The 18,688-nt window shown below is 68.2% G+C and carries 25 protein-coding genes; 17 read left to right on the forward strand and 8 right to left on the reverse strand.

What is annotated here, in order from left to right:
* Window positions 1-71 precede the first annotated feature (71 nt).
* From pyrB to NO345_RS16930, 3 genes are all read left to right on the forward strand, one after another.
* Complete coding sequence (gene pyrB, locus NO345_RS16920; protein ID WP_256301191.1) at window positions 72-986, forward strand: aspartate carbamoyltransferase; 915 nt, start codon at window positions 72-74, stop codon at window positions 984-986.
* Window positions 983-1,450: an aspartate carbamoyltransferase regulatory subunit gene (gene pyrI, locus NO345_RS16925; protein ID WP_256301193.1), complete on the forward strand. Its 468-nt coding sequence runs from the start codon at window positions 983-985 to the stop codon at window positions 1,448-1,450. The genes pyrB and pyrI overlap by 4 nt, the downstream gene beginning before the upstream one ends.
* A 245-nt stretch (window positions 1,451-1,695) precedes the next feature.
* Window positions 1,696-2,577, forward strand: coding sequence for a hypothetical protein (locus NO345_RS16930; protein WP_256301195.1), 882 nt, complete (start codon window positions 1,696-1,698; stop codon window positions 2,575-2,577).
* A gap of 23 nt (window positions 2,578-2,600) precedes the next feature.
* Here the strand turns inward: NO345_RS16930 and NO345_RS16935 are convergent, their stop codons facing one another.
* Window positions 2,601-3,068, reverse strand: a complete 468-nt coding sequence (locus NO345_RS16935; protein WP_256301197.1) for a GNAT family N-acetyltransferase — start codon at window positions 3,066-3,068, stop codon at window positions 2,601-2,603.
* A gap of 219 nt (window positions 3,069-3,287) precedes the next feature.
* Between NO345_RS16935 and NO345_RS16940 the strand changes: the two genes are divergently transcribed.
* From NO345_RS16940 to NO345_RS16975, 8 genes are all read left to right on the forward strand, one after another.
* Window positions 3,288-3,980, forward strand: a complete 693-nt coding sequence (locus NO345_RS16940) for a type 1 glutamine amidotransferase domain-containing protein (RefSeq protein WP_256301199.1) — start codon at window positions 3,288-3,290, stop codon at window positions 3,978-3,980.
* Between the two features lie 72 nt (window positions 3,981-4,052).
* A complete protein-coding gene (locus NO345_RS16945; protein ID WP_256301201.1) occupies window positions 4,053-4,259 on the forward strand; it encodes a DUF1918 domain-containing protein in 207 nt (68 codons plus the stop codon).
* Window positions 4,260-4,284: 25 nt separating this feature from the next.
* Complete coding sequence (locus NO345_RS16950; RefSeq protein WP_256301203.1) at window positions 4,285-4,728, forward strand: RNA-binding protein; 444 nt, start codon at window positions 4,285-4,287, stop codon at window positions 4,726-4,728.
* 192 nt (window positions 4,729-4,920) lie between these two features.
* Window positions 4,921-5,625 (forward strand): RNase P subunit p30 family protein, encoded by a 705-nt coding sequence (locus tag NO345_RS16955; protein WP_256301205.1) that lies wholly within the window; start codon window positions 4,921-4,923, stop codon window positions 5,623-5,625.
* The gene (locus NO345_RS16960; RefSeq protein ID WP_256301207.1) at window positions 5,609-6,223 is read left to right on the forward strand and encodes a class I SAM-dependent methyltransferase; all 615 of its coding nucleotides are present in this window, start codon (window positions 5,609-5,611) and stop codon (window positions 6,221-6,223) included. The genes NO345_RS16955 and NO345_RS16960 overlap by 17 nt, the downstream gene beginning before the upstream one ends.
* Window positions 6,224-6,276: 53 nt before the next feature.
* On the forward strand, window positions 6,277-6,756 hold the full coding sequence (locus NO345_RS16965; RefSeq protein WP_256301209.1) for an Rpp14/Pop5 family protein: 480 nt from the start codon (window positions 6,277-6,279) through the stop codon (window positions 6,754-6,756).
* Window positions 6,757-6,762: 6 nt separating this feature from the next.
* Window positions 6,763-7,551, forward strand: coding sequence for an archaeal proteasome endopeptidase complex subunit alpha (gene psmA, locus NO345_RS16970; RefSeq protein WP_256301211.1), 789 nt, complete (start codon window positions 6,763-6,765; stop codon window positions 7,549-7,551).
* 50 nt (window positions 7,552-7,601) lie between these two features.
* A complete protein-coding gene (locus NO345_RS16975; protein WP_256301213.1) occupies window positions 7,602-8,327 on the forward strand; it encodes a ribosome assembly factor SBDS in 726 nt (241 codons plus the stop codon).
* Window positions 8,328-8,463: 136 nt separating this feature from the next.
* Here NO345_RS16975 and NO345_RS16980 read toward each other — a convergent pair whose 3' ends face one another.
* Window positions 8,464-8,790, reverse strand: a complete 327-nt coding sequence (locus NO345_RS16980) for an FUN14 domain-containing protein (protein ID WP_256301214.1) — start codon at window positions 8,788-8,790, stop codon at window positions 8,464-8,466.
* 309 nt (window positions 8,791-9,099) lie between these two features.
* On the opposite strand from NO345_RS16980, the gene hflX reads away from it, so the two are divergent.
* Complete coding sequence (hflX, locus tag NO345_RS16985; RefSeq protein ID WP_256301216.1) at window positions 9,100-10,392, forward strand: GTPase HflX; 1,293 nt, start codon at window positions 9,100-9,102, stop codon at window positions 10,390-10,392.
* Window positions 10,393-10,411: 19 nt separating this feature from the next.
* Here hflX and moaC read toward each other — a convergent pair whose 3' ends face one another.
* From moaC to NO345_RS17005, 4 genes are all read right to left on the reverse strand, one after another.
* A complete protein-coding gene (gene moaC, locus NO345_RS16990) occupies window positions 10,412-10,936 on the reverse strand; it encodes a cyclic pyranopterin monophosphate synthase MoaC (protein ID WP_256301218.1) in 525 nt (174 codons plus the stop codon).
* Window positions 10,929-12,368 carry an NAD(P)H-hydrate dehydratase gene (locus tag NO345_RS16995; RefSeq protein WP_256301220.1) on the reverse strand — a complete coding sequence of 480 codons (1,440 nt, stop codon included), beginning with the start codon at window positions 12,366-12,368 and terminating at the stop codon, window positions 10,929-10,931. Before NO345_RS16995 ends, moaC begins: the two co-directional genes overlap by 8 nt.
* 85 nt (window positions 12,369-12,453) lie before the next feature.
* A complete protein-coding gene (locus NO345_RS17000) occupies window positions 12,454-12,735 on the reverse strand; it encodes an acylphosphatase (protein WP_256301222.1) in 282 nt (93 codons plus the stop codon).
* A gap of 56 nt (window positions 12,736-12,791) precedes the next feature.
* Window positions 12,792-13,718, reverse strand: coding sequence for a DNA-3-methyladenine glycosylase family protein (locus NO345_RS17005; RefSeq protein ID WP_256301224.1), 927 nt, complete (start codon window positions 13,716-13,718; stop codon window positions 12,792-12,794).
* A gap of 135 nt (window positions 13,719-13,853) precedes the next feature.
* Here NO345_RS17005 and NO345_RS17010 point away from each other — a divergent pair, with 135 nt between their 5' ends.
* Window positions 13,854-14,318: a DUF555 domain-containing protein gene (locus tag NO345_RS17010; RefSeq protein WP_256301226.1), complete on the forward strand. Its 465-nt coding sequence runs from the start codon at window positions 13,854-13,856 to the stop codon at window positions 14,316-14,318.
* Window positions 14,319-14,402: 84 nt separating this feature from the next.
* Here the strand turns inward: NO345_RS17010 and NO345_RS17015 are convergent, their stop codons facing one another.
* A complete protein-coding gene (locus NO345_RS17015) occupies window positions 14,403-14,642 on the reverse strand; it encodes a UPF0058 family protein (RefSeq protein WP_089731908.1) in 240 nt (79 codons plus the stop codon).
* 204 nt (window positions 14,643-14,846) lie between these two features.
* Between NO345_RS17015 and NO345_RS17020 the strand changes: the two genes are divergently transcribed.
* A complete protein-coding gene (locus NO345_RS17020) occupies window positions 14,847-15,626 on the forward strand; it encodes a DICT sensory domain-containing protein (RefSeq protein WP_256301228.1) in 780 nt (259 codons plus the stop codon).
* Window positions 15,623-16,378 carry a class I SAM-dependent methyltransferase gene (locus NO345_RS17025; RefSeq protein WP_368407890.1) on the forward strand — a complete coding sequence of 252 codons (756 nt, stop codon included), beginning with the start codon at window positions 15,623-15,625 and terminating at the stop codon, window positions 16,376-16,378. The genes NO345_RS17020 and NO345_RS17025 overlap by 4 nt, the downstream gene beginning before the upstream one ends.
* A 57-nt stretch (window positions 16,379-16,435) precedes the next feature.
* Here NO345_RS17025 and NO345_RS17030 read toward each other — a convergent pair whose 3' ends face one another.
* On the reverse strand, window positions 16,436-16,735 hold the full coding sequence (locus NO345_RS17030; protein ID WP_256301230.1) for a PadR family transcriptional regulator: 300 nt from the start codon (window positions 16,733-16,735) through the stop codon (window positions 16,436-16,438).
* A gap of 309 nt (window positions 16,736-17,044) precedes the next feature.
* Between NO345_RS17030 and NO345_RS17035 the strand changes: the two genes are divergently transcribed.
* Window positions 17,045-18,103, forward strand: coding sequence for a CNNM domain-containing protein (locus NO345_RS17035; protein WP_256301232.1), 1,059 nt, complete (start codon window positions 17,045-17,047; stop codon window positions 18,101-18,103).
* A 43-nt stretch (window positions 18,104-18,146) separates the two neighbouring features.
* Window positions 18,147-18,674, forward strand: coding sequence for a peptide-methionine (S)-S-oxide reductase MsrA (msrA, locus tag NO345_RS17040; protein ID WP_256301234.1), 528 nt, complete (start codon window positions 18,147-18,149; stop codon window positions 18,672-18,674).
* Window positions 18,675-18,688: the final 14 nt, after the last annotated feature.

Raw genomic sequence — 18,688 nt, forward strand, 5'->3', positions numbered from 1 at the left:
CGCGTTCCCATAAAAGGATTCGTGGCGGAAGATGGTTGGATTCAAGTCCGCCGCCGGAGCCTGTTCACTCGATGCGACACGACCACCTGCTGACGGCGAACCAGCTCACGCGGGGGGACATCGAACTCGTCCTCGACCGCGCGGCCGAGGTGGACGCGAACCCGGCGTCGTTCGGCAAGCGACACGCCGGCAAGCTCCTCGGGCTCTGCTTCTTCGAGCCGAGTACGCGCACGAAGATGAGCTTCGAGGCGGCGATGAAGCGTCTCGGCGGCGACGTGGTCGACATGGGTTCCGTCGACTCGTCGTCCGTGAAGAAGGGGGAGTCACTCGCGGACACCGTCCGGGTCGTCGAGGGCTACGCCGACGCGCTCGTCCTCCGTCACCCGCTGATGGGCGCGGCGAAGATGGCCAGCGAGTTCGTCGACGTGCCGCTCGTCAACGCCGGCGACGGCGCGGGCCACCACCCGACACAGACCCTGCTCGACCTGTACACCATCCGCGAGAACGCGGGGCTGGACGACCTCTCCATCGGTATCATGGGCGACCTGAAGTACGGCCGTACCGTGCACTCGCTGGCGACGGCGCTGACGAACTTCGACGCGAGCCAGCACTTCGTCTCGCCCGAGTCGCTCGAACTGCCCCGTTCGGTCCGCTACGACCTGCACGAGGCCGGTGCGACGGTACGCGAGCACACCGACCTGGAGACGGTGCTGCCCCAGCTCGACGTGCTCTACGTCACGCGCATCCAGCGCGAGCGGTTCCCCGACGAGAACGAGTACCACCGCATCGCCGGCGAGTACCAGATCGACGCGGAGACGCTCGAGGACGCGAAGGACGACCTCACCGTCATGCACCCGCTGCCGCGCGTCGACGAGATCGCGCCGGAGATAGACGACACCGACCACGCGCGGTACTTCGAACAGGCACACAACGGCGTCCCGGTCAGGATGGCGCTGCTCGACCTGCTGCTGGAGGGAGACTCATGAGCGACACCGACAAGCAACTGCGCGTCTCGAAGATCGAGAACGGTACCGTCATCGACCACGTCCGCGGGGGCCAGGCGCTGAACGTGCTCGCCATCCTCGGCATCGACGGCAGCGGCGGCGAGCAGGTGGCCATCGGTATGAACGTCCCGTCGGGCACGCTCGCGACGAAGGACATCGTGAAGGTCGAGGGCCGCGAGTTGAGCCAGGACGAGGTGGACGTGCTCTCGCTCATCGCGCCCGACGCGACCATCAACATCGTCCGCGACTACGAGGTCGTCGAGAAGCACCGCGTCGACCGCCCCGAGAGCGTCACGGGCGTGCTCTCCTGTCCGAACCGTAACTGCATCACCAACGTCGACGAGCCCGTCGAGACGCGTTTCGCCGTCTTGCGGGACGGCGTGCGGTGTGAGTTCTGTGGCACCATCGTGCGCGAGGACATCGCGAGCCACATCGCCGACGACTAGCTAATTCAGTCCCTCGATGATCGGAAACGAAATCGGTTCGGAAAGGACTAAATAGTCACCGGACGAACGTATTCCCATGTCGAGGAAGGTCAAACTCCTGCTCGCCCTGTTAGTCGCAGTGCTCGTGTACAAGATGGTCGCCGGCGGCGGTTCCACGGTCGAAGTCGACTACGACCTCGACGAGGAATAGCCCCTCGCGCCCTCTTTCGAACCACTTACCCCGCAAGCACCCCGTAGCGACGGGTATGTACGGCGTCGTCACGCGCAACGAGGAGGAGCTCGACTGGGCGGAGTTCGAGCTGGGGTTCTACGAGGTCAAGGACGTGACCGGCAGGGCCGTCGAGCCCGTCGCGTCGGCGGTGAACATGGTCTCCTGCTTCGGCGATACCGCGGCGGGCGAGGCGAAACCGGACCTCGTCCCCGTCAGCGACGAGGGCGAGCCGGCGACCCGTGAGCGGCCCTACTTCGACTGGGGCTACATCTGCCCGACCCGTGAGCGGTACCGTGCGGGTCTGCTGGAGACCATCGAGGACTGCGCCGACGCCAACGAGGCGGTGCGGCTCGACGACGTGGGGTTCCCCCGCGAGGAGTACTGCTACTGCGAGCACTGCCGGGACTCGTACGCCGGCTGGCGCGCGGACCGCGACGGCGGCGAGCCCGCCGACTACGACCTGGACGAGGCCGACGACGCGGACCGGTTCGACTGGCGCGCCGACGTCATCACCGAGTTCGTGGAGGAGGCCGTGGACCGGATTCCGGGAAGGGCCTACTTCACGCTCTATCCGGACCCGTACCCGGGGCACCTCTACCGGCGGGCCGGGCTGGACCTCGACGCCATCGCCGAGCACGTCGACGAGTTCGTCGTCCCGCTGTACGACTTGGTGTACGAGACGACGTACTGGCTGGAGGTCATCGCGAGCGGGTTCGTCGACGCGCTCTCGAAGCCCTTCTCCATCGAGCTGTACGCCGTCGACGTCGACATCGACAACCTCGCGCACGCGACCGAGGTCGCCGACGAGTACGCCGAGGACGTCTACTTCGGCTACGACGCGAGCCAGGCCCGGGCGACCATCCGTCGGATGAAGGCGGATTCGCAGGACGGGCAGACGTTCGGCGACGTCGAGTAGGGCGACGGGCGTGGTGTGGGTGCTCAGATTCGCGTGCGCATCGAGCGGTACGCCTGCTCCATGCCGTACGCCTCGAAGAACTCGGTCGCGCGCTCGTTGTCGACGTGGACCGAGAGCGAGAAGAACCCACAGCCGCGCTCGCGCCCCCACCTGACGAGGCTGTCCAGCAACTCCGTCGCGACGCCCTCGCGTCGATACTCGGGTTTGACGTAGAGGCCGTCGCAGTAGACGGCCGGCGGGCGGTCGTAGATCGGCGGCGTCGGCGACACCGCGCCGGAGACGTCGCCGGCGAGCTCGCCGTCGTCGGTGACGGCGACGAGGATCGTTCTGTCGTCCTCGCCGAGCCAGCTGTCGAGGCTCGGCGTCGTACGGGCCTGCTCGGTCAGGTTGCAGTACTGGGGCTCGCGCTCCTCGGCTTCGAGGAAGCCGGGGCGGAGCAGTTCGGTGGCGATGCGGTCGTGTTCGTCGGGTCTGGGTTCGCGTATCTCCATGGGTGACTGTCGGTGTCAGTCGCGCACGATACGGCGTCGTGAACGGGCGCGCCGTGGTGCCGGGCCACCCGTCCGGGCTCAGTCGCGGGTCACGGCCACCACTGCAGCGGCCCGTCACTTCGTCCTTTCGCCGCCCTGCGAACGTGTCACGCGTGACGGATACGGCAGTGCGAACCGCTTCCTCGGCCCTGAAAGGTCTCCGTGACCTAGCCGGAGCGCATGAGTTCTGCACTGTTCGTCGTCAGCCAGGAGGGGTACTGGGCGGAGGAGTGCTTCGAGCCACTGACCACGCTGACCGCGGCCGAGGCCGACGTGACCGTGGCCACACCGGACGGCGACCCGCCGGTCGTCGACGAGCGCTCGCTCGACCCCGACGAGGTCGGGGAGCAGTACGCACAGGAGGCGCGGGAGATCCACGAGACCGACGAGCGTCTCGACGACCCGGAGCCGCTCGCGACCGTCGACGCCGCAGACTACGACGCGGTCGTGTTCCCCGGCGGCCACGGCACCGTCTGGGACGTCAACCAGGACCGCCACGCTCGCGGGCTCCTGCGCGACGCCGTCGCCGGCGACGAGGGGAAGGCGCTCGTCGTCTGCCACGCCGCCGGCATCCTCGCGTTCACCCGTGAGGCCGACGGCTCGTTCCTCGTCGACGGCCGCAGCGTCACCGGCTTCCCGAACGCCTGGGAGGCGGACATCGTCGACGAGCACGACATCATGCCCGACGGCCGCAAGCTCCCGTACTGGGTCGAGGACGAGGTGGTCGCGGCCGGCGGTGACTGGGACGCCGAGCTCGAATCGGACACGTCGGTCACCGTCGACGGCGACCTCATCACGGCTCGCGGCCCGCCGTCGTCGTCCGCGGCCGCCGCGACGCTGCTGTCCGAACTCGGCATCGAGACGCCGATCTGAGACGGCGCGGGACGTGTCGACGGCCAACCGCGAATCAGTCCCTTTTTATCGCCGCCACGGATACTCCGGAGCATGAGCTTCGAGGAAGACGACACCGTCGTCCTGCACGACAAGCACAGCGAGTTCGACGGCGAGACCGGCACCATCACGCAGGTCATGGACACGATGTTCGGCGACGCCACCTACACCGTCTCCTTCGAGGACGGCCAGGAGCAGGGCATCCCCGAGGACCAGCTCGAGGCCGCCGAGGCCGACGACGACGAAGACGACGAGGAGTAATCCCGCGAAACGCGGTCCCAGTACAATGGCTTCGGTCCCGTTCCACTACGTCGACCTCCGTGCGTTCAGCTATGCGACGGAGGACGAGAAGCGCGTCGAGGACGCCCTCCGTCACTACCTCCCCGAGGAGTTCGAGCTGGAGCGGGCCGAGAGCAAGGGACACCACGGGGACCGCATCGTCGTCCTCTCCGCCCGCGTGGAGAACGCCGACGACGTGCGCCACGTCCTCGCGAGGCTGGCCGAGGCCCCCGAGGTCGACCGGCTGGTCGACGAACTCGACGACCGCGTCACCGAGAACTGCGAGTTCTTCGTCCACCTCGACAAGCAGGCCGCGTTCTCGGGCGAGACCGCGCTGGGTGACGGCATCACGTTCCGGGCGAAGGTCGAGGCGTACCCGGCGAATCGCGAGAAGGCCGTCGTCAACGCCGAGGAGACGCTGGAGCTGTTGGCCGACGACGACGAGGAGTAGCACTGGGGTCGCCGGCTCCGTTCGGTTGCGGTCGCGCCTGGTTCTGACCGCCCCAACTCGACCAGCCCCGTGCTCCTCGATTGGCCGGGGCGCGACGTGGCCACACGGGAGGAGTTTACGATGTTTGTAAACCAACGGTGTCCCCGACAGGGAACCGGAACCCTAAGGGAAGCCGCCGAGAGACGGCGAGCCATGTACGAGGCCGTCCACGCTCACCCGGACGGCGACGCGACCGTCGCCCGCTACGCCCACACGGCCGCCAGCTACGGCTTCGACGGCGTCGTGGTGCGGAACCACGGCGACGCCCGCGCCGACTACGACGCCGAGCGAATCCGCGAGGAGACGGGCGTCGACGTGGTGCACGGCATGGAGATCCGCGCGGACGACCCCTCGCAGGCGAGCGGCTACGTCGGCAACTACCGGGGCGACCACACCCTCCTGCTGGTCCACGGCGGGACGAACGCGATGAACCGGTTCGCGGTCGAACAGGACCGCGTGGACGTGCTCGCACACCCGATGCGTGGCGACGGCGACGTGAACCACGTGCTGGCGAAGGCCGCCGTCGAGCACGGCGTGCGGCTGGAGTTCGACCTGAGCCGGGTCTGTCGGCTCTCCGGCGGCGGTCGCGTGCAGGCGCTCCGGGGCCTGCGGAAGCTCGCCGAGCTGGTCGACTACTACGACGCGCCGTTCGTCGTCAGCGCCGACCCGACGAGCCACCTGCAGCTGCGTGCCCCGCGCGAGCTGGCCGCCGTCGGCGAGATAATCGGGCTCGGCGAGGAGCGCATCAGGGAGGGCCTTGCCGAGTGGGGGCGGCTCGCGGAGCGCAACCGCGAGCGCCAGTCCGAGTCCTTCATAGAACCCGGCGTGCGTAGAGGCCGGTATGAAGAGGACGCTTGAGGAACACGCCGCCCGCTTCGACGAGGTCGCCGGGGAGTACGACGACGAGCACAACCAGACCGACGAGTACCGCGCCTGCGTCTCGCTCGTGTTGGACCACGCCCGCGACGCCCTCTCGGGCACCGAAACGGTGCTCGACGTGGGCTGTGGAACCGGCGCAATCGGGCTCTCGCTCGCCGGGGACGCGGGAAAGGTGGTCTTCCGCGACATCAGCCAGGGGATGCTCGACGAGGCGCGCCGGAAGGCCGACGAGGCCGGACTCGAGAACGTCGAGTTCGGCGAGGGGAGCTTCCGCGAGCCGGACTACGGGGGGGACGTGGCGGTGGTCGTCTCGAACTTCGCGATGCACCACCTCTCCGACGAGGAGAAGCGCGAGGCCATCGACGTGCTCGCCGGGCTCGGGCCGGACCGCATCGTCCTCGGCGACGTGATGTTCTTCGGCGAACCCGACCCGGACGAGCCGTTCTACTCGCCCGAGGTCGACGACCCCTCCACCGTCGGACACCTCGCGGACTGCTTCACCGACGCGGGCTACGCGCTCATCGCGGTCGAGCCGGTCCACGACCAGGTCGGCGTGCTCGTCGGCGAGCGCGTCTGAGCCGACCATCGACTTCGAGAGGTTGAAGCGGCCACCGCCCGAACACCCGGACAGTGAAGCACCTCCCGAAGCACCTCCGGCCGCGCTACCGCTACCTCGCGGTCGAACTGGAGTCGACGCCGGACGCCTCGCTCTCGCGGCGGTCGTTCCAGCGCGAGCTCTGGTACGCGGCGGGGAACCTGCTCGGCGACCCCGGCAGCGCCGATACCGACTGCACGGTCGTCCGCTTCTCGTTCTCCGAGGGGACCGGCGAGGCGGTCGTCCGCGCACGACACGGTCACGCCGACGCCGCACGGGCCGCACTGACCTGCGTGGCGAGCGTCGATGGACACGACCTCGGCGTCGTCGTGCGGGGGATTTCCGGGACGATACGGGCCTGTGAAGAAAAGTATTTAGGACGGCCGAGGCAAACCTCGGCCCAGAGAACCGTCGCGTTCGAGGACGACGAACGACCGGCAGTCGAGCGGGAGGGCGTTCTCGACGTGCGAGTCGACGACCGGTACGTCGGCGCGACGAACACGGATTTCGAGTGACACACAATGCAGGGACAACAACAGCAGGCGTACGACCGGGGTATCACCATCTTCTCCCCGGACGGGCGTCTCTACCAGGTCGAGTACGCCCGCGAGGCGGTCAAACGCGGGACGGCGAGCATCGGCGTCCGAACAGCGGAGGGGGTCGTCCTCGCGGTCGACAAGCGCATCCGCTCCCCGCTGATGGAGCGCACGAGCGTCGAGAAGATCCACAAGGCCGACGACCACGTCGGCATCGCGAGCGCGGGCCACGTCGCCGACGCACGCAAGCTCATCGACTTCACGCGCCGCGACGCACAGGTCAACCAGCTCCGCTACGGCGAGCCGATCGGCATCGAGACGCTGACGAAGCACGTCACCGACCACATCCAGCAGTACACGCAGGTCGGCGGCGCGCGCCCGTTCGGCGTCGCGCTCATCGTCGGCGGCGTCGAGGACGGTGAACCGCGACTCTACGAGACCGACCCGTCGGGCACCCCCTACGAGTGGAAGGCGCTCGCGGTCGGCGCGGACCGCGGCGAGATCCAGGAGTACCTCGAGACGAACTACGACGACGACGCCGACCTCGAGGGCGGCATCGAGCTCGCGCTCTCGGCGCTCGCGACGGCCAACGAGGGAGAGCTGCGCCCCGAGGGTGTCGGGATAGCGACCGTCGACGCCGAGTCCGAGCAGTTCGTCGAGCTGACCGACGACGAGACCGAGGAGTACCTAGCGGCCTACGACCTGCTCGCGGCCGAGGAGGACGACGACGCTGGCGACGCGGACGACGAGGCCGACGACGACTCCGAGGAGTGACCACCCGTCACGGGAAACACCTTTTTAATCACCCCGCGTAAGGTTCGGGTATGATTTCGCTCGACGAAGCGGTGACCGCGCGACTGGAGAGCCACGGTGCGCGGTTCGAGGTTCTCGTCGACCCCGACGCCGCGCTGGCGATCAAACGAGACGAGTTCGAGGGCGACCTGGAGGACGTCATCGCGGCCGAGGACGTGTTCGAGGACGCCTCCCGCGGCGACCGCCCCGCCGAGAGTGACCTCGAGAAGGTGTTCGAGACAACCGACCCGATGGAGATCATCCCCGAGGTCATCAAGCGCGGGGAGATCCAGATAACCGCGGACCAGCGCCGCGAGATGCAGGAACAGAAGCGGAAGCAGCTCGTGAACAAGATCGCCCGGAACGCGGTCAACCCGCAGATGGACGACGCGCCCCACCCACCGGAGCGCATCGAGTCCGCGCTGGAGCAGGCCGGCTTCAAGGTCGACCCGATGGAGCCCGTCGAGAGCCAGGTCGACGACGCGCTCGACGCGCTCCGACCGGTCATCCCCATCCGGTTCGACGAGGTCACGGTGGCGGTCCACGTTCCGGCGGACTACGCGGGCAGCACGCAGGCCCAGGTCCGGAGCTACGGCGAGCTCGAACGCGAGGAGTGGCAGAACGACGGCTCGTGGATCGGCGTCGTCCGCTTCCCTGCGGGGATGCAGAACGACTTCTACGACATGGTCAACGACCGGACCAGCGGCACCGCCGAGACGCGCATCGTCAAGGACGAGGACGAGCTGAGCACGCGGTAGGGCCGTCGCGAGACTCGCCTCTCGACGGCCAGTGACGGTCCTACCGGCTGTCGGTCACGACGTACCGGTCGCTCACTCGTCGAGGTCCACGCCGCCGAAAATCGACCCGCGGGAGGCCGGAGAGCGCCGCCGTCGATTATCCCTTCTTGAAGCCGACCATGAAGCCGCCGGTGAAGCCCGCGCCGATGGACAGCGTGGAGAGGATCGGCTCGACCCAGCCGGTGTCGACCTCCTGTGCGCCCTCGGCAGCGCCGAGGATGCCGCCGCTGAGCTCGTCCCACTTCACGCTGATGTAGCCCTTCGATTCGAGGAACTTGAACAGCGCCAGTTCGATGCCGACGAGGATGGCGATGATCTTCGCCACCTTCTTCGCCGCGAACCCGATGAGGCCGCCGATGACCGCCCCCGTCCCGAACTCCAGCCCGAGTTGCTGGGGGTCGATGGCCAGCTGTAGGGATAGCATATCCTGATACGGACGCGACTGCTGAATAAGTCTTTTGGGACCTGTATTTAACAGAGTGCGGGAGGGCGGTACGATTCGGTGGTCGGGACTGACGACCGACACGAACCGCTGGGCGGGCGGGAGTACGGTCCCGTTACCGGGCTGTCGCAGGGAGAGATTCAAGAGGGGTGAGCGGCTACAGCCGGTATGCAACGTGTTCGCAGAATCGAGGTGGCGGACCGCCGAGCCTGAGGTTCGCCGCCCGGCGGGCAGCGCCCCGCTGGGAGCGTCGCAGTATCGACCGGCCGGCCGCCCGGCCGAGGTGACCCGATGAGAGCCATCGTCGCGAAGCGCGTCGACAGCGGCGTCGCCGACACCGAGGAGATACGCCAGCTCGCAGCGGCGGCGGGCTACGACGTGGTCGCGGAGCTGACGCAGTCCCGGACCGCCGACCCGGCGCTCCAGCTGGGCGAGGGGAAGGCCGACGAGCTGGCGGCGCTCGCCGCCCGGGAGGACGCGGACACGGTCATCTTCGACAACCGGCTCGGGCCGTACCAGATGTACAACCTGGGACAGAAGCTCCCGGACGACACGGAGCTGATGGACCGGTTCACGCTCATCCTGGAGATCTTCGGCCAGCGCGCCCAGACACGCAAGGCACAGCTCCAGGTCGAGCTGGCGGAGCTCCGGTACGAGCTCCCGCGCGCCGAGGCCAAGACCAGCCTCGCCAAGCGCGACGAGCACCCCGGCTTCATGGGGCTGGGCGAGTACGACGAGAGCCGCGAGCAGGACATCAAGGACCAGATCTCCCGCATCCGGGACGAACTGGCCCGTATCGAGCAGACCGAGCAGGACCGCCGCGAGCGCCGCCACGAGGCCGGCTTCGACCTCGTCGCGCTCGCCGGCTACACCAACGCGGGGAAGTCGACGCTCCTGCGCCGGCTGGCGACGGACCTCGACGTGGGCGAGAACGAGGACCTGCATCCCGACCTCGACGCGACCGCCGAGTCCGAGGACCGGTTGTTCACGACGCTGGGGACGACGACCCGGCGGGCGGACATCGACGACCGCGACGTGCTGCTGACGGACACGGTCGGGTTCATCTCCGACCTGCCCCACTGGCTCGTCGAGTCGTTCAAGTCCACGCTCGACTCGGTGTACCGGGCCGACCTCGTGCTGCTGGTCGTCGACGTGAGCGAGCCCGTCGAGGAGATCCGCGAGAAGCTCGTCACGTCCCACGACACGCTGTACGAGCGCAACGAGGCCCCCATCGTCACCGTGCTGAACAAGATCGACAAGGTCGACGCCGAGGCGCTCGCCGAGAAGCGCGAGGCGCTCTCCGCGCTCGCGCCGAACCCCGTCGCGGTGTCGGGCATGGAGGGCCTGAACGTCGACGAGCTGCGCGAGCGCATCGTCCACGAACTGCCGGACTGGGAGCGCGAGCGGCTCGTCCTCCCGATGACGGACGACACGATGAGCCTCGTCTCGTGGATCCACGACAACGCGAACGTCGACGACGTCACCTACGGCGACGAGGACGTCGTGGTCGACTTCGAGGCGCGGCCGGCCGTGGTCGAGAAAGCACGGTCGCGGGCGGGCGACCTCTCGACGCCGGTGCAGTAAGGCTGACCGGCCCCCGGCGTTACTCGACCCGTTCTTTCGTCTTCTCGACCACGCTGACGCCCTCGATTCGGGTCTCGGGGTACTCGCCGTCGTCGTCCTTCTCGGCCGCCTTCACCATGTCCCAGACGACGTTCAACCCCGTCGTCACGCCCTCCAGTGCCTCCATCTCGCAGCCGGTCTTCCCGGTCGTCTCGACGGCGACGGTCAGCCTGACGCGGTCGTCGGCGACCTCGAACGCGGTGTCGACGTTGGTGATGGGGATCTGGTGGCACATCGGGATGGTCTCCCAGGTGTGCTTGACCGCCTGGATGGCCCCGATTCGAGCCGTCGCGAGCACGTCGCCCTTCTCGACCTCGTTCGCACGGATGGCGTCGACAGTCGACTCGCGGAGGCGGATGGTCCCCTCCGCGACGGCCCGTCGCCGGGAGTCCGGCTTCGCGCCGACGTCAACCATCTGAGCGTCGCCGTCGTCGTCGACGTGGGTGAGGTCGCGGGCGTCGCCGGTCGGCTCGCTGTCCTCGCCTGCCGCCCCACCCTCAGACATCTCGACCACCCCACATCGCGTACGGAATCTCGTCGAGCAGGTCGCTGGCGAACAGGCCGTAGCCCTGCTCGGCGACGACGGCGTCGCCGGCGAGCCCATTGACGTACGCCGCCACCGAGCCGGCGGTGACGGGGTCGTGCGTGCTCGCGAGCGCGGCGCAGATGCCCGCGAGCACGTCGCCGGTGCCGCCGACGGTCATCCCGGGGTTGCCGGTCCGGTTGACGCGGGTCGTCTCGCCGTCGGTCACCACGTCGTAGGCACCCTTGACGAGGAGCGTCTGTTCGAGGTCGGCGGCGAAGTCGGCGACGAGGTCGGCCCGTGTCTCCCAGTCGTCGTCGGTCTCACCGCCCATGGCGACGAGTTCGCCCTGGTGGGGCGTACAGAGCAGCTCGGCCTCTGTGTCGAGGTCGGGAACCGCCCGGAGCGCGTCGGCGTCGACGACCGCGCGCCCGTCGTACTCGGCGAGGAACTCGCGGACGGCGGTGAGGGTCCCCTCGGCGCGGCCGAGCCCGGGGCCGACGAGCACGCAGTCGGCGTCGACGGCGGCGTCGAGCAGCTGGTCGACGTGAGTCGGGCGGAGCAGCTCGCCGGCGAACCCGCGGACGATGAGCCCCGCCTCGTAGCCCTGGACGGTGTCTGCGACGCTCGTCGGGCAGGCGACGCGCACGAGGTCCGCTCCGGCGCGCATCGCGGCCTGCGCGGAGAGAGCGGGTGCACCGGTGTAGGGGCCGCCACCGACGACCAGCACCTCGCCGAAGTCGCCCTTGTGGGCCATCGAGTCCCGGGAGAGCACGCGCAGGTCGCCAGGGCCGACGAACGTCTCGGCGGCGTCGGGGATGCCGATGTCGGCGACGGTGACCGTGGCGTCCACGTCGGCGAGCCCGGGCTTCGCGTCGTGGAACGTGACGACGTGGTCGGCCTCGACCGCGACGCCGGCCCCCTCGCCGGTGTCGGCGTCGACGCCGGAGGGGACGTCGACCGCGACGACCGTCGCGTCGGCCTCGTTGATGGCTCTCGCTGCTGTCGCCTCGGGCTCGCGGAGCGCGCCCGTCACGCCGGTGCCGAGCATCGCGTCGACGACCACGTCGGCGTCGGGGAGCGAGACGGCGGTCGAGTCACGCACCTCGCGGGTGTCGTACTCGGCCTGCTGGAGTGCGTCCCAGTTCTCCCGGGCGATATCGGTCGTGATAGTGTCTGCACGCCCGAGCAGCAGCGTCGTCACCTCGAACTCGTCGAGGAAGCGGACGGTGACGAACGCGTCCCCGCCGTTGTTCCCGCGGCCGGCGACGACGACGATCCGATCACCCGGCTCGGCAGCCTCGCGGACGGCACGTGCGACGGCGTGCCCGCTCGACTCCATCAACTGTTTGCGGGGGACGCCGAGCCCCTCGGCGTTCTCGTCGACCTGGGCCATCCGGTCGCTCGAAATCATGTCCGTGGGTTCGGACGGGGACGTGGTAAATCCGCCCCCTCGCGCGGTGCGGTCGACGCCAGCCCGCGGGCCGACGGTCCGGCTGTCAGCGCCGAATCCGGAAGCCCTCCTCGCCCTGTGGCTCCTCGTACTCGACCGCCACCGACTCGACGTTCGCGGCCGGCGAGCCCTCGTGGCACCACTCCACCATCGCCTCGACGGCGTCCTCCGGCCCCTCGAACACGGCCTCGACGCGGCCGTCGTCGAGGTTGCGGACCCACCCGTCGACGCCGTGCTCGGTGGCGGCGTCGCGGGTGTTCGAGCGGTAGTAGACGCCCTGGACGCGACCGGAGACGAACACGTGTGCGCGGGTCCGTTCCTCGCTCATGGGTGAGACGACGGCGACGTGGGAGAAAAACGTAGGTGTCGTGGCGTCGCTGTTCGTCACCCCCGCGTCCGCAGCAGGTGGAACACGTAGGTCTGCACGTACCCGGCGTAGCGGCCGCCGAAGCGGTCACGGAGCGCCCGCGACGTGTCGGCGTAGTTGCCGCGGTCGCAGTCCGGGTAGTAGTCGGAGACGACGGTGCGCATCCACGTGTCCAGCGGGATGGCCTCGTCGTAGCCCAGCGAGAACAGCAGGATGCAGTCGGCGACCTTCTCGCCCACGCCGACGAACCGCGTGAGGGACTCGCGGGCGTCCTCGTACGCCAGCCCGGCGGCCTCGGCGGGGTGGGCTTCGCCCGTGGCGACCATCTCGGCGGTGCGCTGGACGTAGGGCGCACGGTAGCCGAGCCCGAGGTCGCGCAGTTCGGCCTCGGTCGTCGCCGCGAGCCGGTCGGGGGTCGGGAACGCGTGGTAGGTGCGGTCCCCGAGGTCGACCGCCTCGCCGTACTCGCGGGCGAGCGTCGACACCATCTCGTGGATGCGCTCGACTCGCATCTGGGCCGAGCAGATGAACGAGACGGTGCAGCCGAAGGGTGGGTCCTGCACCAGCCGGAGCCCGCGGTAGGCGTCGTAGGCCTCCCCTATCAGCGCCTCGTCGGGTGCATCCGCGACGATGGCGTCGAGGTCGTCGTCGAGTCGGAGGAGGTGGACGAGCGCGTCGTGGGCGTCGCAGGTCGCCTCCCACTCGAGCGCGTCGTCGGCGACGCGGAACCGGATGGCGTGTGGCCCGCGGTCGGGCAGGGGCACGGCAGCCCCGTCCTGCTCGTCGAGCGACAGTGCGGTGCAGTACCACGGCGACCCGTCGTCGTCGCCCTCGTACATCCGTCCGTCCTCGCGTCGCCAGAGGTACGACTGGCCGCTCTCCAGCGTCGCGTGGGCGTCGAAGCCGCCGGGGAGCGACGACAGCGGGATAGACCCTGTCTCCATCGTCCGAGGGTCCGGGCCGCGCCCGTTTGGGGGTTACGAACCCGGTACGCCGTGCCCACCACCCCCGTCGTCGTCGGCCGACGGGGTGAACGAACGCCAACCTTGATACTGTTCGGCAGAGTAACACAGAATAGCATGAACTGCAGAGTTGTCGTCGAAGCTGCAGTGCCGGTATACGACGTAGCGACACCGGACGAGGCCGTTCGTATCGCCATCTCGAAAACTGGTGAGATGCTGAATCCGGACCTGAACTACGTGGAGATCAACATGGGCAGCCGGACCTCGCCCTCGGGCGAGGAGCTCCCGCCGGCGTTCATCGCGGCCGACGAGGCGCTGGTCGCCCTCGAGCTCGAGATGACGGTGTTCAACGTCGAGCGCGAGGAGCACGCCTCCCGCATCGCCCGCAAGGAGATCGGGATGCGTCTGGAGAACATCCCGCTGGAGGTCCTCGAGGTCGAGGTCCTCGAGGAGGACGAGGAGACGGACGACGACGAATCCACTGGCGACGAACTTGACGAGGAGGCGGGCGACGACACCGTGGCGGGCGAGGACGAGGGCGATGAGGAGGTCCTCCCCGAGTTCGAGGACCTCATCGAGTAGTCGGGGCGGGAGAGCCGAGTTCGAGAGAGAGAGAGAGAGCCGCCGCTGGTCGGTGCTGGTTCGGTGTAGGACGAGAACTCCCGTTTAGTCTGCGGAGACGGCGACCGTCTCTTCGGACTCCTCGGAACTCATATCGGAGGTGATGCCGTTCGCGAGTGCAAAAACAGCCGCCTTGTGGTCGGTCTTCGATTTGTGGATGCTCGTTGGTCGAATACCAAGCGATTCGTACTCGTCTAGGTTGAGGTCGCCGTCGGCCGTTGTCTCGTAGTGTGTCGATACTTCTGCGAGCAGTCCGTGAAGGTGGATGAGCTCCTGCTTCTTCATAGCAAACCGTTCTACCGTCTGGAGGGTTATATTATTATCCTGAGTCGCGTTAACACACGGTCTCTCCAGTCACCCCGCAGACAGCCGCTCACGGCCGCCTCCGGGTCGAAACGGGCCGTCGAAGCGAACTGGATTGTTGCTTGCGGTTTCCCGTGTGACGCACCCGGCGAGAACGTTTAATGTCGTCCGGGAACTGTCACTCGTATGGGTCTCAGACAGCTTATCGAGCGCGTCGAGGGGGAGTCACGGACCCTGACGGTCGTCGACAGGCAGAGCTCCGACATCGTCCAGGGGATGCTGGACGACCTGTTCGACGAGCAGCCCGTCGACGTCGTCGAGGACGGCGGCGAGGACTCCGTTCCGAACGACACCGTCGTCGTCTCGCGGACGGACGGGTCGACGGTCCACTCCTCGCTGGAGTCGATCCAGAACACGATCCTGTTCGTCAACTCCGACACCTACATCTCCGGCTCCCGCGACCTGGACGAGGTCGACACCCCGGAGGCCATCCTCGGTCTTGCCGACACGGTGTTCACCGTCGAGGGCTACCCGGACACCCGCAAGCAGAAGTTCCTCCTCATCGAGCTCTCCCGCTACATCGAGGCACGGGCGTGGCGACACGGCGTCGGCGAGCTCCACTCGAGCTTCCAGTACCTCTCGCGGCTGCGGGACGAGCGCGGCACCCACGAGGTGTACCGCGCCCTCGGTGCGACCGACCTCGACGTGAACATCTACGGGCTCGACGACGCCGCGGTCCCACCGGACATCGACGCGAACGTCCACACGAACGCGGTCGACGAGGACCTCAGACGGGCGTGGTTCGTCGTCTACACCCACCCGTCCGACCCGAGCGAGTCGGCCGCACTCGTCTGCTACCGTCTGCCGGCCGAGGACGGTCGTATCGGACCGTGGAAGGGCTTCTGGACGTTCGACGCGGACCGCGTCGCGGGGGTCCGGTCGTACGTCACCGAGACCCTCCAGTGACCGACGGACCGTCGACCGGGGGACACCGGCTCTTCGCTGCCGTCTACGACCCGGTGGTCGCGCCGTTCGAGCGGCGCATCGCGGTGCACCGGCGCTGGCTGGCGGCCGACCTCGAGGGGACGGTGCTGGACGTCGGCGTCGGCACCGGTGCGATGTTCCCCTTTCTCGCGGCGAGCGACGCCGGCGAGGTCGTCGGGGTGGAGCCCGACCCCCACATGCGAAAGCGCGCGGTCGAACGCGCCCGCGAGTGCGGGCTCTCGGTCACGATACACCCGACCGGGGCGGAGTCGCTCCCGCTCGCGGACGACAGCGTCGACGTCGTCGTCGCCGCGCTCGTGTTCTGTACCATCCCCGACTTCGACGCGGCGCTGGACGAGGTCGCCCGCGTGCTGAAGCCCGGTGGCGAGTTCCGGTTCCTCGAACACGTCCGGGCCGAGGGCTGGGCCGCGCGACTCCAGTCGACGGTCCAGCTGGTCTGGGGGCATCTCGCGGCGGGGTGTCAGCTCGACCGCGCGACGGACGAGCGGTTCCTCGCGGACGACCGCTTCGAGGCGGTCGCGTTCGAGCGGCTCGACGCCGGGATCCCGCCGGTCGACCCCATCGTCCGGGGGAAGCTTCGCCGCCGTGACGACCCAGCCAGTGGCGAGGTGGCCGACGGCGGACTCCGCGGACGGCTCCGTGGACTGCTCGGGCGTGGACCGGCACCGCCGCTGTCGGTCGTCGCCTCGAAAGAATGGATCGGGGTGCTGTGAATCCGTGGTCCCTGTTCCCTCGTGTGCTGCCCGTCGGTGGCGGGACCTGTCGGTCGGTTACGAAGACGCCTCTGCCGTCTCCATCCGGTCGACGTACTGCGCTTCCCACTCCTGTCTGGCGTCGATCTCGCGGCGACCGCGCCGGGTCAGTGTGTAGAAGTTCGTCCGCCGGTCGAGCTCGCCCTTCTCGACGAGGCCCTTGTCGACGAGCGTGTCGAGGTTCGGGTAGAGTCGACCGTGGTGAATCTCGGATTCGTAGTAGTCTTCGAGCTCTTCCTTGATCGCCAGTCCGTGGGGGTCGTCGAGCCCCGCAATCACGTACAACAGGTCCCGCTGGAACCCTGTAAGGTCGTACATAGTAATACAGAAGTATCCCGAGAAAATGAGTGTTTTGTTTCCTGAATCGATGTGGCCGATTCGGTTTCGGTGTCTTCAACACCGAGAGGATTCGACCGAATCCAGCGTATCGGCGGGCGGATATTTGGGGACACCGGTAAGGGAGATGGGAGAAGCTCGAGCACAGTCGCCAGCTCCGAGGCGCGGTGAGATGGCCCGAGGTATCTCCCCCAACATAAAGAGGACATCGGTTCGGAGCCACCACCCAGCGTCGACCCAAGGTGGTAACCCCGGCCATTTTTGAGTCCCTGGATGGAAGCCGGCCACGAGATGAACTCGCTCGAAATCGCCGCCCGGTTACTCGCGGGTCTCGGTCTCATCCTGGCGAACGGGTTCTTCGTCGCCATCGAATTCGCACTGACACGGGTCAGACAGTACTCCGAATCCGAGTTCGACACGCCGGCGCTCCGACGCGCCTGGGAGATGACCGACGACCTGGAGATCTACCTGACGAGCTGTCAGGTCGGCATCACGGCATCGAGCATCGCGGTCGGTATCGTCGCCGAACCCGCACTCGGGGCCATCTTCGAACCGTACTTCCACAACACGGCGCTGGCCTCGATCGGGGCGGGTGGGCTCCTCGCGTTCCTCATCATCAACCTCGTCCACCTCACCCACGGCGAGCAGACGCCGACCTACCTCGGTGTCGAGCGCACGAAGTTCGTCTGCAAGTGGGGCGCGCGCCCGCTGTACTGGTTCGCGTGGCTCATCTCGCCCATCATCAGCGTCGGCGACACCGTGGCGAAGGCGACGCTGAAGCTCTTCGGCGTCGAGATGACCGGGGCCTGGCTCGAGGCCGAGGAGGACGTCATCGAGAGCCGCGCGCAGCTCCGCACCCGGCTGAACTCCCTGCTCGAACAGGGTGACCTCTCCAAGGAGCGCCACGAGGAGGTCATCAACGCGCTGACCGTCGACGAGATCATGGTCGACGACGTGATGGTCGACATCGACGACGCGGTCGTCCTCTCGACCGAGGACCCCGTCGAGGAGAACCTCCAGAAGGTGTACGACTCGCCGCACACCCGCTACCCGCTCGTCGGCAGCGACCTCGACGACTACCGCGGCGTCGTCTACGTCCCGTCGCTGCTCGAGCACGTCGACGAGATTCGCACCGGGGAGTGGGACCTCGAGGACGTGGCCGCACCGCCGATGACCGTCGCCGCCGACACCAGCGTCAGCGACGTCATCGACCAGTTCCAGGCCGAGGGACAGGAGCTCGCGCTCGCCATGTCCGAGGGCGAGGTCGAGGGGCTCGTCACGGCGACCGACGCGCTGGAGACCGTCATGGGCGACATCGAGGACCCGCTCGACCGCGACGCGATGGAGTGAGCCTTCCGACGGGGTTTTTGCCGTGCCAGCCGTACGGTCGTTCATGACGACAGCACGAGCGACGCTCGGCGGCGGCTGCTTCTGGTGCATCGAGGCGGCGTTCGAGGAGCTCGACGGCGTCGAGTCGGTCACATCGGGCTACGCCGGCGGGCACGTCGAGGACCCGACGTACGAACGGGTCTGCTCCGGCGAGACGGGGCACGCGGAGGTCGTCCAGGTCGAGTACGACACGGGCGTCCTCGGCTTCGAGGACGTGCTCAAGGTGTTCTTCACGGTCCACGACCCGACGCAGCTGAACCGGCAGGGACCGGACGTCGGCACCCAGTACCGCTCCATCATCCTCGCACACGACGAGGACCAGCGGGAGTTCGCCGCGGCGTTCGTCGACGAACTCGACAGCGAGTACGACGACGACGTGGTGACGGAGGTCGTCGACCTGGAGACGTTCTACGAGGCCGAGGAGTCCCATCAGGACTACTACGACAAGAACCCGAACGACCGCTACTGCACGTTCCACGCGGACCCGAAGATCGAGAAGGTCCGCGAGAAGTTCGCGACGAAGGCACAGTAGCGGGCTCGTCGCCT

The sequence above is a fragment of the Haloarchaeobius salinus genome (assembly GCF_024464185.1).
Lineage (GTDB): Archaea > Halobacteriota > Halobacteria > Halobacteriales > Natrialbaceae > Haloarchaeobius > Haloarchaeobius salinus.

Coding starts and splice junctions, on each gene's coding strand:
- NO345_RS17015 (WP_089731908.1), bottom strand. CDS start 14,642: ATGAAGAAGCAGGAGCTCATCCACCTTCACGGACTGCTCGCAGAAGTA.
- NO345_RS17030 (WP_256301230.1), bottom strand. CDS start 16,735: ATGTACGACCTTACAGGGTTCCAGCGGGACCTGTTGTACGTGATTGCG.
- NO345_RS16975 (WP_256301213.1), top strand. CDS start 7,602: ATGATTTCGCTCGACGAAGCGGTGACCGCGCGACTGGAGAGCCACGGT.
- hflX (WP_256301216.1), top strand. CDS start 9,100: ATGAGAGCCATCGTCGCGAAGCGCGTCGACAGCGGCGTCGCCGACACC.
- psmA (WP_256301211.1), top strand. CDS start 6,763: ATGCAGGGACAACAACAGCAGGCGTACGACCGGGGTATCACCATCTTC.
- NO345_RS16995 (WP_256301220.1), bottom strand. CDS start 12,368: ATGATTTCGAGCGACCGGATGGCCCAGGTCGACGAGAACGCCGAGGGG.
- NO345_RS17010 (WP_256301226.1), top strand. CDS start 13,854: ATGAACTGCAGAGTTGTCGTCGAAGCTGCAGTGCCGGTATACGACGTA.
- NO345_RS17020 (WP_256301228.1), top strand. CDS start 14,847: ATGGGTCTCAGACAGCTTATCGAGCGCGTCGAGGGGGAGTCACGGACC.
- pyrI (WP_256301193.1), top strand. CDS start 983: ATGAGCGACACCGACAAGCAACTGCGCGTCTCGAAGATCGAGAACGGT.
- NO345_RS16940 (WP_256301199.1), top strand. CDS start 3,288: ATGAGTTCTGCACTGTTCGTCGTCAGCCAGGAGGGGTACTGGGCGGAG.
- pyrB (WP_256301191.1), top strand. CDS start 72: ATGCGACACGACCACCTGCTGACGGCGAACCAGCTCACGCGGGGGGAC.
- NO345_RS17035 (WP_256301232.1), top strand. CDS start 17,045: ATGAACTCGCTCGAAATCGCCGCCCGGTTACTCGCGGGTCTCGGTCTC.
- NO345_RS16960 (WP_256301207.1), top strand. CDS start 5,609: ATGAAGAGGACGCTTGAGGAACACGCCGCCCGCTTCGACGAGGTCGCC.
- msrA (WP_256301234.1), top strand. CDS start 18,147: ATGACGACAGCACGAGCGACGCTCGGCGGCGGCTGCTTCTGGTGCATC.
- NO345_RS16930 (WP_256301195.1), top strand. CDS start 1,696: ATGTACGGCGTCGTCACGCGCAACGAGGAGGAGCTCGACTGGGCGGAG.
- NO345_RS16980 (WP_256301214.1), bottom strand. CDS start 8,790: ATGCTATCCCTACAGCTGGCCATCGACCCCCAGCAACTCGGGCTGGAG.
- NO345_RS17000 (WP_256301222.1), bottom strand. CDS start 12,735: ATGAGCGAGGAACGGACCCGCGCACACGTGTTCGTCTCCGGTCGCGTC.
- NO345_RS16945 (WP_256301201.1), top strand. CDS start 4,053: ATGAGCTTCGAGGAAGACGACACCGTCGTCCTGCACGACAAGCACAGC.
- NO345_RS16935 (WP_256301197.1), bottom strand. CDS start 3,068: ATGGAGATACGCGAACCCAGACCCGACGAACACGACCGCATCGCCACC.
- moaC (WP_256301218.1), bottom strand. CDS start 10,936: ATGTCTGAGGGTGGGGCGGCAGGCGAGGACAGCGAGCCGACCGGCGAC.
- NO345_RS17005 (WP_256301224.1), bottom strand. CDS start 13,718: ATGGAGACAGGGTCTATCCCGCTGTCGTCGCTCCCCGGCGGCTTCGAC.
- NO345_RS16955 (WP_256301205.1), top strand. CDS start 4,921: ATGTACGAGGCCGTCCACGCTCACCCGGACGGCGACGCGACCGTCGCC.
- NO345_RS16950 (WP_256301203.1), top strand. CDS start 4,285: ATGGCTTCGGTCCCGTTCCACTACGTCGACCTCCGTGCGTTCAGCTAT.